General features: G+C 43.3%; 9 protein-coding genes. 4 read left to right on the plus strand and 5 right to left on the minus strand.

The window, feature by feature from the left end; all coding sequences use genetic code 11:
- Positions 1-591: 591 nt before the first annotated feature.
- The 4 genes from ABIX36_RS23940 to ABIX36_RS23955 all read left to right on the plus strand — a co-directional run bounded on the left by ABIX36_RS23940 (position 592) and on the right by ABIX36_RS23955 (position 4,281).
- A complete protein-coding gene (locus ABIX36_RS23940) occupies positions 592-1,077 on the plus strand; it encodes a DUF1569 domain-containing protein (protein ID WP_348084693.1) in 486 nt (161 codons plus the stop codon).
- 32 nt (positions 1,078-1,109) lie between these two features.
- Complete coding sequence (locus ABIX36_RS23945) at positions 1,110-1,874, plus strand: SDR family NAD(P)-dependent oxidoreductase (RefSeq protein WP_348084694.1); 765 nt, start codon at positions 1,110-1,112, stop codon at positions 1,872-1,874.
- A 38-nt stretch (positions 1,875-1,912) separates the two neighbouring features.
- Positions 1,913-3,328: a coniferyl aldehyde dehydrogenase gene (locus ABIX36_RS23950; RefSeq protein ID WP_348084695.1), complete on the plus strand. Its 1,416-nt coding sequence runs from the start codon at positions 1,913-1,915 to the stop codon at positions 3,326-3,328.
- A 62-nt stretch (positions 3,329-3,390) separates the two neighbouring features.
- Complete coding sequence (locus ABIX36_RS23955) at positions 3,391-4,281, plus strand: helix-turn-helix transcriptional regulator (protein ID WP_348084696.1); 891 nt, start codon at positions 3,391-3,393, stop codon at positions 4,279-4,281.
- 652 nt (positions 4,282-4,933) lie between these two features.
- Here the strand turns inward: ABIX36_RS23955 and ABIX36_RS23960 are convergent.
- The 5 genes from ABIX36_RS23960 to ABIX36_RS23980 form a co-directional block, all read right to left on the minus strand.
- Positions 4,934-6,766: a RagB/SusD family nutrient uptake outer membrane protein gene (locus tag ABIX36_RS23960; protein ID WP_348084697.1), complete on the minus strand. Its 1,833-nt coding sequence runs from the start codon at positions 6,764-6,766 to the stop codon at positions 4,934-4,936.
- Between the two features lie 18 nt (positions 6,767-6,784).
- Positions 6,785-10,057, minus strand: coding sequence for a TonB-dependent receptor (locus ABIX36_RS23965; protein WP_348084698.1), 3,273 nt, complete (start codon positions 10,055-10,057; stop codon positions 6,785-6,787).
- 460 nt (positions 10,058-10,517) lie between these two features.
- On the minus strand, positions 10,518-11,099 hold the full coding sequence (locus tag ABIX36_RS23970) for a sigma-70 family RNA polymerase sigma factor (protein ID WP_348084699.1): 582 nt from the start codon (positions 11,097-11,099) through the stop codon (positions 10,518-10,520).
- 242 nt (positions 11,100-11,341) lie between these two features.
- On the minus strand, positions 11,342-15,487 hold the full coding sequence (locus tag ABIX36_RS23975; RefSeq protein WP_348084700.1) for a two-component regulator propeller domain-containing protein: 4,146 nt from the start codon (positions 15,485-15,487) through the stop codon (positions 11,342-11,344).
- A 54-nt stretch (positions 15,488-15,541) separates the two neighbouring features.
- Positions 15,542-15,688 carry a hypothetical protein gene (locus tag ABIX36_RS23980; protein ID WP_348084701.1) on the minus strand — a complete coding sequence of 49 codons (147 nt, stop codon included), beginning with the start codon at positions 15,686-15,688 and terminating at the stop codon, positions 15,542-15,544.
- Positions 15,689-15,795 lie beyond the last annotated feature (107 nt).

Genomic DNA, 15,795 nt, shown 5'->3' on the forward strand with positions numbered 1-15,795 from the left:
GTTTTGCGCAAAGTTTTTTGTGTAAGCAAAAAACAACAATGAAACGGCAATATAAAATTTTACACGCATTAAAGTTTAGTTGAGTCTTCGAAATCAGGAACCTGGCCCTTAGCAAGCCGGTACACTAACATAGCATAAAAGTAAGATAAATCCGTAATTAACGGGATAAAAGTGGCAATTCCTTCCGACTTTCCAACGCGTGGGAATTATTACCTGGATATTCCGAAGCCATTGATCACTGCGTTTCGGAAAAGAGTTCAGGGTGTTCCGTTACACTTTGACCGTACTAACCGGCTGATTAAAAGATTTGAAATTATTATTCAACAACACAATTTATTGATCTAATGCGCACGGAATCGCATGGTCAAGCATTCCGGGATATCCAGCTACACCGGGCTTGCTTACGTGGATGTTAAAAAATTGAAACGTTCAGAGATGGTGATCGGCGTTGACGGTAAAGAGTGGAGATCTACCTGCAGCAAAAAAAGAACACTGCATCCAGCATTGTTTTTTTGTGTTAGTCTTTACTCCTTTTGTGTTAATGGAAAAGTTTTCAACTTTTTAGATTTGTATCATCGATAACAAATCTAAATGTCGCAAAAAGCAGAACAAAAATTTGTCAGCAGTAAAGATTTCTTTACCCCTAAAATGCAGGCAATATTTACGGAGCGGATAAACCGGCTTACCCCGCAATCACGCAGGGAATGGGGTACTATGGCTCCCGATCAAATGTTACACCACCTAAATTTGGCCTGTGGAAGTTCTACCGGTTATTTTACTTTACCCGATGAAAGTACTTTTTTAACAAAAACCGTATTTAAATGGCTTCTGGTAGACATCCTTCCGCAAATGCCCAAAGGGCTAAGTATGCCGGTTGGATTTAAAATACCCCTTGATAAACATTTTGATTTTGAGCATGAAAAGAGCCTGCTACTTGAAATAATTGGTAAGGCCTGCAATAGTAAAAGCACTGCAAGTTGGGGACCGCACGTGGCCTTTGGGCATTTAAATTATAACCAGTGGGGCAGGTTGCTGACAATGCATATTGACTATCATTTAAACCAATTTGGTGTATAAACATTATCAATCAATTTTTAAATTATAAAAAAATGGAAATAAAAGGAAAAACAATATTGATCACAGGTGGTGCCGCAGGTATCGGACTGGAAGCAACAAAACGGTTTCTGGCCAATGGAGCCAAAGTAATTATCACGGGTAGAAACCAGGCAAAATTAGATGCTGTCAAAAAATTGTATCCGGCTATAACTGCGATACAAAGTGATGTGGCTGATGCTAAAGATGCACAATTACTTTTCGATAAGGTTAAGGAACTTGGAGGGATTGATATTTTATACAATAATGCCGGTGTAATGAGCGGCCCGCTCAATTTAGGTATAGCAAATGCTAAACATTTTGAAGCAGCCGAAAACGAGATCAATATTAATTATCTCGGAGTAATTCGCTTGACAAACATTTTTATCGAAATGTTGAAATCAAGAAAAGAAGGCGCAATAATTAATACATCATCTGTACTAAGCTATGTTCCGTTCAATCTTGCCCCAACCTACTCTGCCAGCAAAGCGGCAATGCGATTTTATACAGTATCGTTAAGAAATCATTTAGATATACTGAACAGCCGGGTTAAGGTATTTGAACTATTGCCCCCCGTAGTAGCAACAAGCATGACAGAAAACCTGGAAGCCAAAGGAATTCCTCCGGAAAAACTGATCAATGCGCTGATCGCAGGTATTAAAAAGAATCAGTTTACCATACGTGTGGGTGATACAAAGTTGGTTTACCTGATCAACCGGATTGCTCCTAAAATGGCATACGGACTAATTAATACTGCGAAAAACGCAAAGTTGCTCAAATAACAGATCGCATTTAGTCACGCATTGAAAAATTAAACCATATGACTACCACCATAACAACGGATGCTGATCAACTCAGCAATATTCTCCATAGTCAGCGAAATGCCTTTTTGCGTGACGGTGCACCCAGCCTTGAACAGCGCAGGGCTGATCTGAAAAAGTTTAAAGCAGCACTGATCGCGAGGAGAAAAGAAATCGAAGACGCGATCAATGCTGATTTTGGCCATCGCTCACGACACGAGACAGATATCGTAGAGATCTTAGGTGTGATTGAAGGTATTAAATACCTGGATCGCCATCTTCGCAAATTCATGCGGCCAACAAGGCGCCATGTAGCATTACACATGCGGCTTGGCAAAGCCCGTGTGGAATACCAGCCGCTTGGCGTAGTTGGTGTAATATCACCTTGGAATTACCCAATTAATTTGTCATTGATGCCTGTTGTAACTGCAATTGCTGCGGGCAACCGGGTAATCCTTAAGCCGTCGAAGTTTACACCTGCAACTAATGCAGTGATCGAAGCAATGTTTAAGGATATTTTTCCGGAGGAGCAAGTGACTCTTGTAAATAGCGATGGTGCAGCATTTTCTAAATTGCATTTGGACCATCTTATATTCACCGGCAGTACATCAGTAGGGCGCTCTGTAATGAAGGCGGTAAGTGCGAACCTCGTGCCTGTTACACTGGAACTGGGCGGCAAATCTCCAGTCATTATTGCTAAAGGGTATCCGCTGGAAAAGGCTGTATCCCGTATTGTATATGGGAAATTGCTCAGTAGCGGGCAAACATGTATAGCCCCTGATTATGCGCTGGTACACGAAACCGAAATTGATGCCTTCATCAAAGCTTATGACAAGGGCGTAAAAACCGCTTACCCGGACGGCCCGACAGGTATAGACTATACTTCGATTGTGAACGAACAACAATATGCTATATTGAAGGAATTACTGAACGATGCCAGCACACATGGCGCAAAGGTTTTTGAAGTTGGTAATAACCCTGGTAATGCATTGAGCCGGCCGCACACAATGCCTCCAACCATTGTGCTGGGCGTAACCGATGATATGAAGATCGCACATGAGGAGATCTTTGGCCCTATATTGCCGATACTTTCTTACCGTTCTATTGATGATGCAATTGATTATGTAAATGGACGACCAAGGCCACTGGCACTCTACTATTTTGGCAACGATAATGACGATAAGCGAAAAGTGTTGAGTCGCACAACCTCTGGCAATGTTACCATCAATGGAACATTCTCACACATAGCCCAGGACGATCTCCCCTTTGGAGGAGTGGGAGAAAGCGGCATGGGGCAGTATCATGGCATAGAGGGCTTCCGCACTCTGAGTCATGCCAAGGGCATATATGAGCAGGGTCGCTGGAATGGTATGGATCTTCTGCATGCCCCCTTTGGAAGTCTTACTGATAAACTTATCAGGTTCTTTCTTCGGTAATGCCCCCCATTACATACTTTAGATTATATCTTGTTATATTGATCATCTTAAATTAGCCTACTATGCAACACTTTAAATCTATTAGTGAAATGGCGCTTGCCAATGGTATGGAACCGCCCGAGCATCCACTGATTGCTTTAATCAGGATACAGGATAACATGGTAGTAAACCAACCGGAGTTTACCAGTGATTGCTACATGATCGGCTTAAAGCGGGTAAAGGCGGGTTTTATGATCTACGGGCGAACGAAACTCGACCACGAAAAGGGCTCGATGGTGTTCCTGAAGCCACGACAGGTAGTTGAAATGAAGAATTTAGAATTTGAAGAGGACGGGTATATCTTGTTTTTGCATGAAGACTTTTTTAATGGCCATACCTTGCACCAGGAGATCCAAAAGTACTCCTTCTTTGATTACGAGACGAATGAAGCTTTACACCTGGCACCAAGGGAAGAGAAAGCCATCTGGAATATATTTAACACAATAGAGCTGGAATACAATAATAATGAAGACGAGTTTAGCCGCGAGATCATTTTAGCCAGCGTTAACTCGATGCTGAAATTTGCAGAAAGATTTTATAAAAGGCAGTTCATCAACCGTAAACAATTGTCAGGAAAAACCGTAACCGAATTTAACAGGATTTTACACCACTATATTGAAAGCGGATCGCTTGATAAGGGGTTACCAAGTGTAGCTTACCTGGCCGATCAATTGCATACTTCCCGGCGCTATCTTACCGATCTGCTGAAAATTGAAACCGGCAGAACCGCCCAGGACCTGATCCATTTAGCGCTGATCAATGAAGCGAAGAACAGGTTGATGGCAAACGACAAAGCGGTGTCTGAAATTGCGTACGCTTTGGGCTTTGAGAATATGTCCTACTTTTCCAGACTTTTTAAAAGAGAAACGGGCATGTCGCCAACATCTTACAAAACTCATTATATAAATAAATAAACGATCATGAAAAATGCACCAATAACCGGCGCAAGCGGCGGTGGTAAATTTCCCCTATGGCACAAAAAGAAGAACTACTGACCAATGTTTTGAATACGAGGCATTCTATTCCAAACGCCCTGGATTAAACCGGGATCCGAATACGCCAAAAGGCCTTGATGAACTAAAATGGGTACCCAATTTTCCGATACTTGCACTGTATTCTGTTCGCCTCAATCCGGGTTCACTTTGGGGAGGAACTGTTGTTGCAAAAGATCAAAATAAGTGCTCTAGTAACTAATCATTCCTATTTTACCCAAATCATTCCCTGATATTTTACTTGCTCTGTCTATCCCTTGTTGCAGCGATGCAAAACTCCAGTTTTAACAAACGTTATAATTCTGCAATGCCAAATAGCAACCTGCGTCGCTTCCCTGAAGCATTTTTTCAGCGGCACTATTCCCCCCCGGGTCAACCATAAAACACTTCGCGATGTTTGGCTTTTTTGATTAATATGTGTTTACTTTTATTGGGTGCTATAATCGCAGCCATAAAAGGCCCCGGCAATAACATCCTATAGACATTATTACCGGGGCCAATGTTGTAACTATAATCCTATTAGGTTGCAACGCCCAATTAACCATTGGTAACAGGCAACCTATTTGTTAAATTTTTACCAACCGGGATTTTGAATTAATTTAGAATTTAAGGTTAACTGCTGTGCCGGAATTGGATACAAATAGTTTTTTTCAGTGAATAGCCTTGCTGTTTGATCAATGATCAGGTTGCCATTCGCATCTTTTGCATTTGTTGGAATTGGCAATACCGGATTGGGGCCAAGCTGTGCTTGTGTGCCTGTATATTTATAAGAAACCGGCCATGGGCTTACAAAACCAGGTGTGTTACCGTAAGCGGTGCCTCCAATATTGGTAACCAGTTCTACAGCAGCGCTATGCCAGCGTTTAATGTCGTCAAAACGAAAGTCTTCATCATATAACTCAATCGTTCTTTCTCTTCGTATCTCCGTCCGCATATCCAGGTTATTAGCTCCCACCAACCCGTTAGATAACCCGGGCATACCATTGGCAGCATTACAGCGCAGCCTTACCAAATTCAAAGATTTATTAAGTTCTGCATCAGTAATGGTATTATTCTTCTCAAATACAGCTTCAGCGTAATTCAATAATACCTCCGCATATCGTATCACCGGATAATCTTCAGATTCTCTTCCATCAACCAATTGCCGTTCAGATACCCACTTTTGATTGCCATAACCAAATGGCTTTGCCGGCCCGGTTGAATTGGACCTGTCAGTTGCATCGCCCGTCCAGTTTACGCGTCCGTTAATACCGTACCAATAATACTGGTTAGTTATTTTCACGGTATATTTTAATCGGTTATCCCTGTTCTGAAATTCAGAAAGATAGGTTTGAAAGCCCCCGAATAAGGGAGATTTTTCAACAGGTAAGCCGTCTTTACACGGGAACATATTTACAAACTTTTGGCTCAGCGCCGTTGCTGTTGTTCCACGGCTTACAAATACACCAATTGGTTTTAATACGTCATCGTAACGGGTTGCCAAAATATACTCGTGATTGGCCGTTTTAGTGAGGCCGGCAGGGTTAGATTTGATATTTTCCAATAAGAACAAATATTTAAGGCATGAATCTCCCAACAAGGTACTGTTTCCGCCCAAAGCGTTGGATGCAGGGGTACCAAATAGCGCATACTGGCCGCTTGCCATAACCGCAGAACTCGCCGTAATTGATTTATCAAACAATGTATTATATCGCGCCGCATCTCCCGACCTGAATTTTTGCCAAGTACCTTCGTAAAGGGTTACTCTGCCCAAAAAAGCCTGTGCTGCAACTTGCGTCACTCTCCCAAATTCTGCCGAACTGGGTGCTAAAGACACCGGTAATGAAGGAATAGCTTCCTGAAGATCAGCGATAATGAAATCTACAATTTCATCCCTGGAGGCGCGCGCACCAAAAAGCTCGGGCGACGACAGGTCAAGTGGTTTACTTATCAGCGGTACGCCGCCATACTGTTGCAACAGGTCAAAGTACACATATGCCCTAAAGAATTTTGCCTCGGCTACATACTGGGCAATTTCGGTTGGCCTGGCGTACGCAGCAGCCTTATCGAGCAGGTAATTTGTTGCCCTTATACGCCCGTAGTCAACATTCCAGTTGCCCGAATTACCAAGGTTACCTTCGGTGATCGGCACAATATTAGTACCGGACCCAAACACGCCACCGCCACCATTAAGGTCAGATCGCCCGTCGGAATGGGGGTTATCCACAAGGCCGTTTATGGTAGTAAAGTTTTTAAGGTAGCCATAATACTGATTGGCAAATGCCTTAAAGTCGGCCGGTGTTTTAAAGTATGCTGCTTCAGACAATTGGTCCAGCGGCTTAAGGTTCAGCGCCTTGTTACAAGACATTATCGAAATGCCCATGGCAATAGTAACCGCCGAGATAAGTTTAATATAATTCGCTTTCATTTGATATCTTCTTTTTAATTAAAAGGTAACGTTTGCACCTACTGTGATGTAACGGTAAAATGGATACCGCTCATTGCCGGTAACAGTCCTGGTTACTTCGGGGTCCCATCCGTCATGGATATTCGTAATCTCCCACAAATCGCTGCCAGAGAAATAAACCCGAAGGCCTTTAATAATGCGTGTACGTTCGATCAGCTTTTTAGGAATAGTGTAACCCAGCACAACATTTTTTAACCGCAGGTAAGCACCGTTTTGTAACCGCCAGCTGGATGCCTGATAGTTATAATTGTTTATGCCATTATTTTGAGCGGAATGCAGGTTTGGAAAATATGCATCCGGATTCTCAGGCGACCAAACGTTGCCCAGGTAAGAAGTGGTTTGGCCCTGGTTAATAGTTGTAAACGGAATGCTAAAGTTTGCAATGGAACCGGTACGTAATATGTCCCTTTTGCCTACACCCTGAAAGATGGAGTAGAAATCGAAGCCGTTCCACTGCAAGCCAATGTTAAAGCCAAAACTGTATCTCGGGTTATCAGAACCAAGGTAAACCAGGTCGCCCTTATCGGCCGTGGTGCCGCCAATACTTAGTTTACCATCGCTGTTTACATCTACATAAGAATTATCGCCGGGGCGCAATCCGCTCATTTGCCCTGCCGGGTTTGCGAGTGCTGCGGGTATTGGCAGCCCTATATTATTGGCGCTGCCGGTGGGCGCATACTTGGTGTTGTAGGCATCAACCTCGGCTTGTGTTTGAAGCCTGCCGCCGTATTGCAACCCAAAATAAGAGCCCAGGGGATAACCTTCTACGGTAGCATTGTAGCCCGCGCCAATTACGTTTGCGCCACCATAATGAACAAGTTTGTTTTGGTTATCGAACATCGTTCCCGTTAAAGAATAGTTCACTTTACCAATTTTTGATTTCCAGGTAAGGCTACCCTCCCAACCCCAGGTGCGTAGTGTACCTATATTTTGTGCCGGTGCACCGGTGCCAAGTACGCCCGGATAAAGCTGCCCAAGCAACATGTTGTTGTTTGAATTTCTGTATACGTCGAATGAACCTGAAAGGCGGTCATTTAATATGCCGAAATCAATTGCGATATTCTTTTTTAAGACTGTTTCCCATGTTCTGTTAAGCGACACCAAGTTACCGGTAGTATTTACCGAGGTTACCGGGTTAGCGCCAAGCAACGCGCCGTTGGTAGTTACAGAAAGCGATTGAATATAGTCGTATAGGCCAATTCCCCCCTGGTTTCCGGTAGAGCCGTAGCTGGCCCGCAGTTTAAGGTTAGAGAATACATTTAAGTTTTTGACGAACGATTCCTCTGATATAAGCCACGAACCAAGCACCGAACCAAATATTTTCCACCGCCTGTCTGCAATAAATTTAGATGAACCGTCGTATCTGCCCTGAACTTCCAAATTAAACTTGTTGTTGTAAGTATATGTAGCACGGCCATAATATGAGCCCAACGCATAGTGGCTTTGGGTTTCGCCGTTGGTAATGAAGCCCGCAGTAGTGCTTGTGAGCCCTGTTCCTAACGATGGGATATCATCATTGCCAAGGTTATACGTGCGGGTGCTAAAAGCATTGTACTCGTCACGTTCGTAAGAACTACCCAGCATTATCCCCACCGCATGTTTATCGCTAAACACGTTATCGTAAGATACCCTGCCTGCAAGGTTATAATATGGTTCGGTTATATTGGCGCGGTTATAAAATGTGCCATTACTACCAGAACTCCCGGCAATTGGGTTGGTTTGAATCAAAAGATCACCGGCATAATTATAAAACTGTACCTGCTTTTGTTGTATGCGGCTGTCCTGATACCATGTATGGTACCCCGTAACTGCCGTAAAAGTTAAATGCTTGGCAAAATTGTAGGTAAAGGTAGAATTCAATAAAGCCCTGCTGTTAACTTCCCTGTTTGCACCGCCATATTGAAGTAGTGCCGGTGCGCTATAAACGGTGCCCCATGCGTAAGGCTGCCCCTGAGAAGTAAACGCCGGCATTCCGGGTTGCGCGTAGTTGCTCAGTGCACTGTAGCCCCCATATGAATACAAGGTTGGTTGCTGAATATTATTTCGCTCCAGCGAGATATTAGTTTCGAGGTTAACGCGGTCGCTAAATTTATAGCTATGGTTCAGCCGAAGGTTATATCGTTGATTTCCGTTGGTCCCCCATTTAAGCTGGCTGCCGTCATTCAGGTACCCAAGCGACACCCGGTAACTGCTGTTGTCGGTATTACCGGAAAAACTCAGATCGTGCTGCGTGGAGTTTGCATTTCCCCACAGTATCTTTTGCATGTTGGTATCAAAAAATGTAAAATCTTTCACATCACCAAACGAGGGTAAAGGTACTCCATTGTATAGCACACCATTAGCAGAACCTGCGTAGCCCGGCAGGCGTGTTATATCAATATATCCCGACTCTGGTGGGTGGGTTGCCAGGTCGGCAAGTTGGTACCATAAAAACGAAGTTGGCGCAACGCCATAATTATCGTTTGTAAGCGCCTCCTTTAAACTTTCGCCCCATTGCCTACTGCTGATCAGAATGGGTTGAAGCCCCAGTTTCTTTTGTGAAAAAGTGGCATTGTACTGGATGTTCATTTTACCGGCCTTTGCCTTTTTAGTGGTAATTAAAACAACACCAAAAGCAGCCCTGGCCCCATAAATTGAAGCAGAGGCATCCTTTAAGACAGATATATTGTCGATATCATTAGGGTTGATCGAGTTAAGTTCTGCATTACTCACCAATGCTACACCATCCAGTACAATAAGAGGGTCCTGCCCGTTGGTAGATGTGGCTCCACGTATCTGAAAGTTCCAGTTCTCTCTACCCGGCTGAGCCGAGCTTCTTGTAACTGTTACACCCGGCACCTGTCCCTGTAGCGACTGAAGGGGATTATTGATTGGCCCGCGGTCCTGGAAAACCTTTGAGGAAACTGTTGCGACAGCCCCCGAAACGGTGGCCCGTTTTTGCTTTCCGTACCCCACTACCACAACCTCGTCAAGGCCTTTATTGTCCGGCATCAAACGAATCATCATTGGTTTGTCAGGGTCCGCAGCTAATGTGACAGATAAATAACCAATGCTTTTAAACTGCAATTGTGCATTAGCCGGTACATTAATTTTAAATGAACCGTTGAGGTCTGCTGCTACGCCATTGGAAGTGCCGACTGCCAGTACAGTAGCGCCAATTACCGCCTCCCCTGTATTTGCATTAATAATTTTACCGGTAACCGGCTTTTCCTGTGCGGAAGCGGCCATCCAGCAAGCACTTAGGACAAGCATAGCTAAGAGCCGCCGTATCCAGTGTTTTGTTTCGTAAAGAACATTCATAAAATTTTGGTTTGGTTTATAATTATTAAATTCTATCGTTAAACGGTCGCTATTTCAGCCTACCGGTTAGTTAAGCTGCTGTAGAAGCGATGTTATTATAAGGACATGAGAAAATGCTGCAGATACTCAATTTGAGGGCATTTTCAATTGAATTTATTTTTTAGTAGTGCGGGCTCAGGTGCAAACCGGTAAATTCTATTTTTTCGGGTTTAGGCTATTTTTTATAACTAATTAGCCACAAAAAAAGCCCTGCCAAATGCGGCAAGGCTATTAATATTCTAAAAGGAATGGTGCATCGGCAGAAACCGGGCTTCCTGCAAGGTCGCTGCTTTTTAAGTTCGTTAGATATGCTTCCACCGTAACTACAGACCAGGAACCTATTGCGCACTCTGGAAGTGCATTCCTGGCATTTTTAGATCGCCAGTTCGATTTGCATAACACTTTTACTTTCAGAAAGCGTAAGCCGAAGTTGGTTTATACCACGATGAACATGGTTTACTACTGATTGATATTGTAACCCGGTTACTTCAGCAATCTGATCGTACCCCCAATCGTCGAAGTACCGCAGAAAAATCATTTCTTTCTGCCGTTTTGGAAGCATATTAAGTGCCATTGCAAGCCGCTTTTGCGTTTCCAGCCCGGCTTCCTTACTTACAATAATATCTTCAGAGGAGAAGCCCAAATCAACTTCCCGATGCTTTTGCAGGTCTAATAATTCAGGCTTGTACATTTTTAAATAGTTAATGGCCATAGAGCGGGCCGATTTGAAAAAATAGTATTTAACATTTACTATTAGCCCAAGCTTCTCCCTGCGTTCCCAAAATTTCACAAAAAGGTCCTGTAAAACATCCCGGGCAACATCTTCGTCTTTCACTATTTTAAACAGGTAGTAATACAATCCCGAATAAAGTTCGTCGTGGATACGACTAAACGATCTCACATCTCCCGCAAGGGTTTCTTCCCACCACTGGGCTAACAGGCTACAATTGTTCATATTGGCTCAACAACTTTTATTTTATGTAAGGCCTCGCAGATAAGAGCGTCTTACCGATGATTTACAAAATCGATTAAGGCGCTATTGCCAAGGGCTTAATAATTGGTTTATAAAAGCTAATATGAGGGGTTTAAACTACTGCAAAGGGGCACAAATTAGCCATTTATGAGGCTCAAATTCGACATTTAAAGAAATACCTAAATGGATTAAGGTGCCTTAAAAGCAAATTAATTCATTAAAAATCAATTACTTAAATTAAATCTCTTTTTAAATACCGGCCTTTTCTGTTTTAGGAAGTCAGATGGGTTGGTACCAAACAGTTTAAAAAATTGATTGCGGAAGTATTTTATGCTGCTGAATCCGGTTTCGAACGCTACTTCATTTACGTTCATATCAGACTGAACCAATAGTTCAGCAGCTTTCCTGAGCCTGATGTAGCGTATGAAGCTGTTGATAGTATGGCCCGATAAAGACTTAACTTTTCTGTACAAGTTGGAATGGCTCATGCCAACTTCAGAAGCGAGCACCTTGATAGAAAAGTTTTCGTCCATGATATGCCGCTCCACAATAACAATACAATTCTCCAGGAATTGCTTATACTCATCTGAAATAGCCACATTAGCAGACTTAAGCGTGATTGTATTAAAGAAATAATGTTGAAGATTATCGCGGGTTTGTAGCAGGTTAGCAATGCGGGCAACCAGCACATCCGTTTCAAACGGTTTTTGAATATAATCGTCGGCACCGCTTTCCAACCCCATTATCTTATTCTCCGGCGACGAACTTGCGGTGAGTAAAATCATCGGGATAAAGCTAAGCTGCTGGTCTTTTTTTATATTTTGGCAAACTTCTATGCCATTTAGGCCGGGCATCATTACATCGCAAATAATCATACCGGGTTGTTTATCCCTGGCTTTTACCAAACCGGCTTCCCCGTTTTCGGCCTCATAAATTACGTAGGTCTTGATCAGTACAGATCGGATATACCTTCTCATCTCTGCATCATCATCAATAATGAGAATCGTTTTTTTATCGGTAATAATCCCCCCGGCTCCAAATCGGGAATCATCAATTGTATTAATAACTTCAACATTGTCGTCCCCTTTTGCCAATTCATCAATTAATGGCGAAACAATATCAACCATTTCAGAAACAACTAAGCCCGGAAAATGCCCGGTGCCCCGTAAAAGTTGCAAATAAAAGGTTGTGCCAATGCCCGGCGTGCTGTCAAAATAAAGTTTCCCGTGGTGGCGGTGCGTAAATTGCTGCGCCAGGTACAAGCCGATGCCAAAACCGCCTTGCTGCCCTTGCTTTGCCGACCTGTAGAATTTTTCAAATACATGCGCCGCAACTTCATCCGGCATCCCCGGCCCATTATCTACAACTTTAACCGCTACAGTTTCAAAATTGGTTATCAGTTCAACGGCAACCACTTTGCCGGCGGGAGTATATTTAATGGCATTGGAAATTACATTGAACAAAATAATTTCGATTTTTTCGCGATCACCATAGATGATAACGGGGTCCGCAGGTGCATTGAGTTCCAAAATAATACCGGAAAGTTTTGCCTGTTGTACAAAGCACAGATAAACCTCTTTGCAAACCAAAACAATATCCATTGGCGCAATATGCAACGCATCAGAAACCGCATCGGCCTTCCTGAAGAGCAAAAGCTGGTCAACCAGGCTCAACAACCTCTTGGAATTACGGTAAATGTAATTCAGTTCCAGGCGTTCTGCAGGAGCGCTTTTTGCTAACAGGTCACGTATGGGGTTAATAATGAGCGATAGCGGAGTGCGAAACTCGTGAGAAACCCCCGTAAAAAATTCTATCCGGCGTTCATTCAGTTCCTTTTCTTTCTCCTGCAGGTTACGCTGATATACGGCCTCCGCATTCGCCAGCCTTATTTCATACTTAAGCCTTGTTTTGAGGAACCTGTTACGAAGATACCAGTATATAAGCCCGAGAATAACCGATATGTAGGATGCAAAGGCCCATATTGTGGCATACCATGGCGGCAACACCAAAATGCGTAACCTCAGTTCTTTCGTTATCCATTGCCCTTCAGGGTTAGTGCAGTTAATTCGTAAAATATACTTTCCCGGGCTTAGCCGTGTATAAAATATACTCCGTTGATTGCCGGCATCTACCCATCCCTTGTCAGCCCCCTCTAACCTATAACGGTATCTGATGCGGTCTTCTGCTGTAAACTCAATAGCGGCATAACGAAATGAAAACGATGCCTTTTTAAAAGGCACCGTAAGCGAAACAAGCTCATTTTCATTATTAGCGTTTATATAATCGGGCTCGGCATCAAGTGCATTCCCGTTTATTCTGACATCTGTAAGCGCTATTACGGGTTCATTCAACAGCGGCACAAGTTGCCCGGGATAAAACAACGAAAGCCCGTTAATTCCCCCAAATGCCAATTGGCCGTTCCTCAATTTGAGGGATGCGTTGAAGTTAAACTCCTTATTTGCCAATCCATCACTTTGAAAAAAATTAGTGAAAGATTCTTGTTTTGGGTCAAAACGGCAAAGGCCATTGTAAGTACTAAGCCAAAGCTTGTTGGTACGGTCTTCTTCTATAGCCAAAACGTTATTATTGCTAAGCCCGGCCCTGGTTGTAAATTGCTTTATTACTTTGCCACCGGCCGGGTCAAAATTCATTAACCCCGCTTCGGTGCCCAGCCAAAGGTTCCCGTTTGTGCCATTGTGAATGGCCCGCACCGGTTTACCTATATTATAGAACTTGAACTGCTTACTTTTCGAGTCAATTTTATAAAGCCCTTCAAAATTCCCTGCCCACAGATTCCCCAACCCGTCTTCGCACATTGCCAATATATTCAATAACTTTTCGCTGTACAGTTGAAACTGATCAGTACCGGGGTTATAAAGAAAAAGCCCGCCTTGTAGCCCACTGGCCCAAAGCTTTCCAGAACTGTCGATATACAAACTCCAGAAAATAATATGGGTTTCCTTACCCGCAGTATTGAGTCCCCGGTAAGCTTTAAACCGCTTTTGATTGGGTTGGTAAAGGTTTATTCCGCCACCATAGGTTGCAATCCACACCCTGCCACTATTATCCTGAACTATGCTGGTAACAAAATTGGAGCTTAAAGCACCCGGAAGCCTGGGGTTCTGCCGAAAGTTGGTAAACTGCCAGGTGTTTCGGTCCAAAATACTTAGCCCGCCGCCATCTGTGCCAACCCACAGCTTTCCGTCCCTGTCTTCGAGAAGTGATTTTACAAAATTGCTTATCAGGCTATTGGGGTTCAGCGGGTCGTGGCTAAGGTTTTGAAACCTGTCCTTAACATCGTCAATAACATTAATTCCTCCGCGTAGTGTCCCTACCCACTTTCGTCCGTTTTTATCGAGCAACAAAGCATAAACAGCGTCGCTGGATAGCCCATGCTCGTTGTTCCCGGCAGCAAGGTGGCTTACCCCGGTACGGCTTTTATCCAGTATTTCAACACCTCCGCCATCAGTACCAATCCATAAGCTACTGTCGGGCATCAACTGCAAAGCCGTAATCCGGCCGGATCTTAAACCGGCATTCACCTCATTTAAAACGCGATCGTACTTGCCCGATTGGAAATTAAAATGATACAGGCCTGTAAAGGTGCCCAGCCATAGGTTACCATTATCCGGGTACAGGCAAGTTCCTGCAACGATGGTACTATTGAGTACAAGGATTTTTTTCAGCTTAACATTGTACTCGCAAAGCCCTAAATTTCTTATTAGCAGATAAGTTTTATTGCCAGGCAGTATTAAAAACGCATCTACAGTATAATCGAACGCGGTGATTTTATTGATTATTACCGGCACTGGCTGCCCTGCCCGGCTGCCTTTATCAAAAATTACTAATCCCCCATTTTGCGAGGCTACGTAAATGTTGCCATTATCATCGGCCTTAATATCCTTTACATAATTGGTAAGCTGATATTGTTTCCCACCGGGTTTAAGGACATACACCGGCGAGAATTTCTCTGTTAAAGGATTAAGCAAACTCACGCCCTGCCTGGTACCAACCCACAGATTACGCTGAGAATCTTCTGCAATGCAATTAACATAGCTATGAATAATGGATGATAAGTCTTCCGGTTGGTTTCTGTATGCCTTAAAGTCGTAACCGTCGAAACGGTTCAAACCATCATAGGTACCAAACCATAAAAAGCCGCGCCTATCCTGAAAAATGCACCTGATTTCGGAATTAGAAAGCCCTTCTTTAAGTCCTATCCGGCCTATATGGGGTAATGTGCCCGGTATGGCAATGGCTTCGCTGCAATGGAAACAAAGCAAGGCCAGGCTTATAATAAAAAACCGCCCGAAAGGCATAGTGAGCCCAGAGAAAATTTTTGCCTTTACCCTAAGATTGCCGTTGTTCAACAGTTAAGATCTTTATTAATCATCAACAGTTATATATATGCTGATAATATAATGTTAATGGCCTGTACTGCCCTTCTTGGGGCCGTTGTTTATCCGCTTCAAAATTGAATTCCAGCTATCTTTAATTTGCTGGCCATCAACCTTAGGCTTTTTTATTTTAAAAAGGCCCGGAATATCGGTGTCTTTATTATCTTTTCCCATCCGTATTAATGATAACATCCTTCGCTTTACAATATTTAAACCCAAACAAAAATATAACAAAACAACATATAATCAGCGGGCAATCAATGCCTAATATATCACAAATA

This window comes from Mucilaginibacter sp. (assembly GCF_039925265.1).
Classification (GTDB): domain Bacteria; phylum Bacteroidota; class Bacteroidia; order Sphingobacteriales; family Sphingobacteriaceae; genus Mucilaginibacter.

Bases quoted from the DNA above. Each gene is read 5' to 3' on its own strand.
- ABIX36_RS23955 (WP_348084696.1), top strand. From the start codon at position 3,391: ATGCAACACTTTAAATCTATTAGTGAAATGGCGCTTGCCAATGGTATG.
- ABIX36_RS23940 (WP_348084693.1), top strand. From the start codon at position 592: ATGTCGCAAAAAGCAGAACAAAAATTTGTCAGCAGTAAAGATTTCTTT.
- ABIX36_RS23980 (WP_348084701.1), bottom strand. From the start codon at position 15,688: ATGGGAAAAGATAATAAAGACACCGATATTCCGGGCCTTTTTAAAATA.
- ABIX36_RS23945 (WP_348084694.1), top strand. From the start codon at position 1,110: ATGGAAATAAAAGGAAAAACAATATTGATCACAGGTGGTGCCGCAGGT.
- ABIX36_RS23965 (WP_348084698.1), bottom strand. From the start codon at position 10,057: ATGCTTGTCCTAAGTGCTTGCTGGATGGCCGCTTCCGCACAGGAAAAG.
- ABIX36_RS23950 (WP_348084695.1), top strand. From the start codon at position 1,913: ATGACTACCACCATAACAACGGATGCTGATCAACTCAGCAATATTCTC.
- ABIX36_RS23970 (WP_348084699.1), bottom strand. From the start codon at position 11,099: ATGAACAATTGTAGCCTGTTAGCCCAGTGGTGGGAAGAAACCCTTGCG.
- ABIX36_RS23960 (WP_348084697.1), bottom strand. From the start codon at position 6,766: ATGAAAGCGAATTATATTAAACTTATCTCGGCGGTTACTATTGCCATG.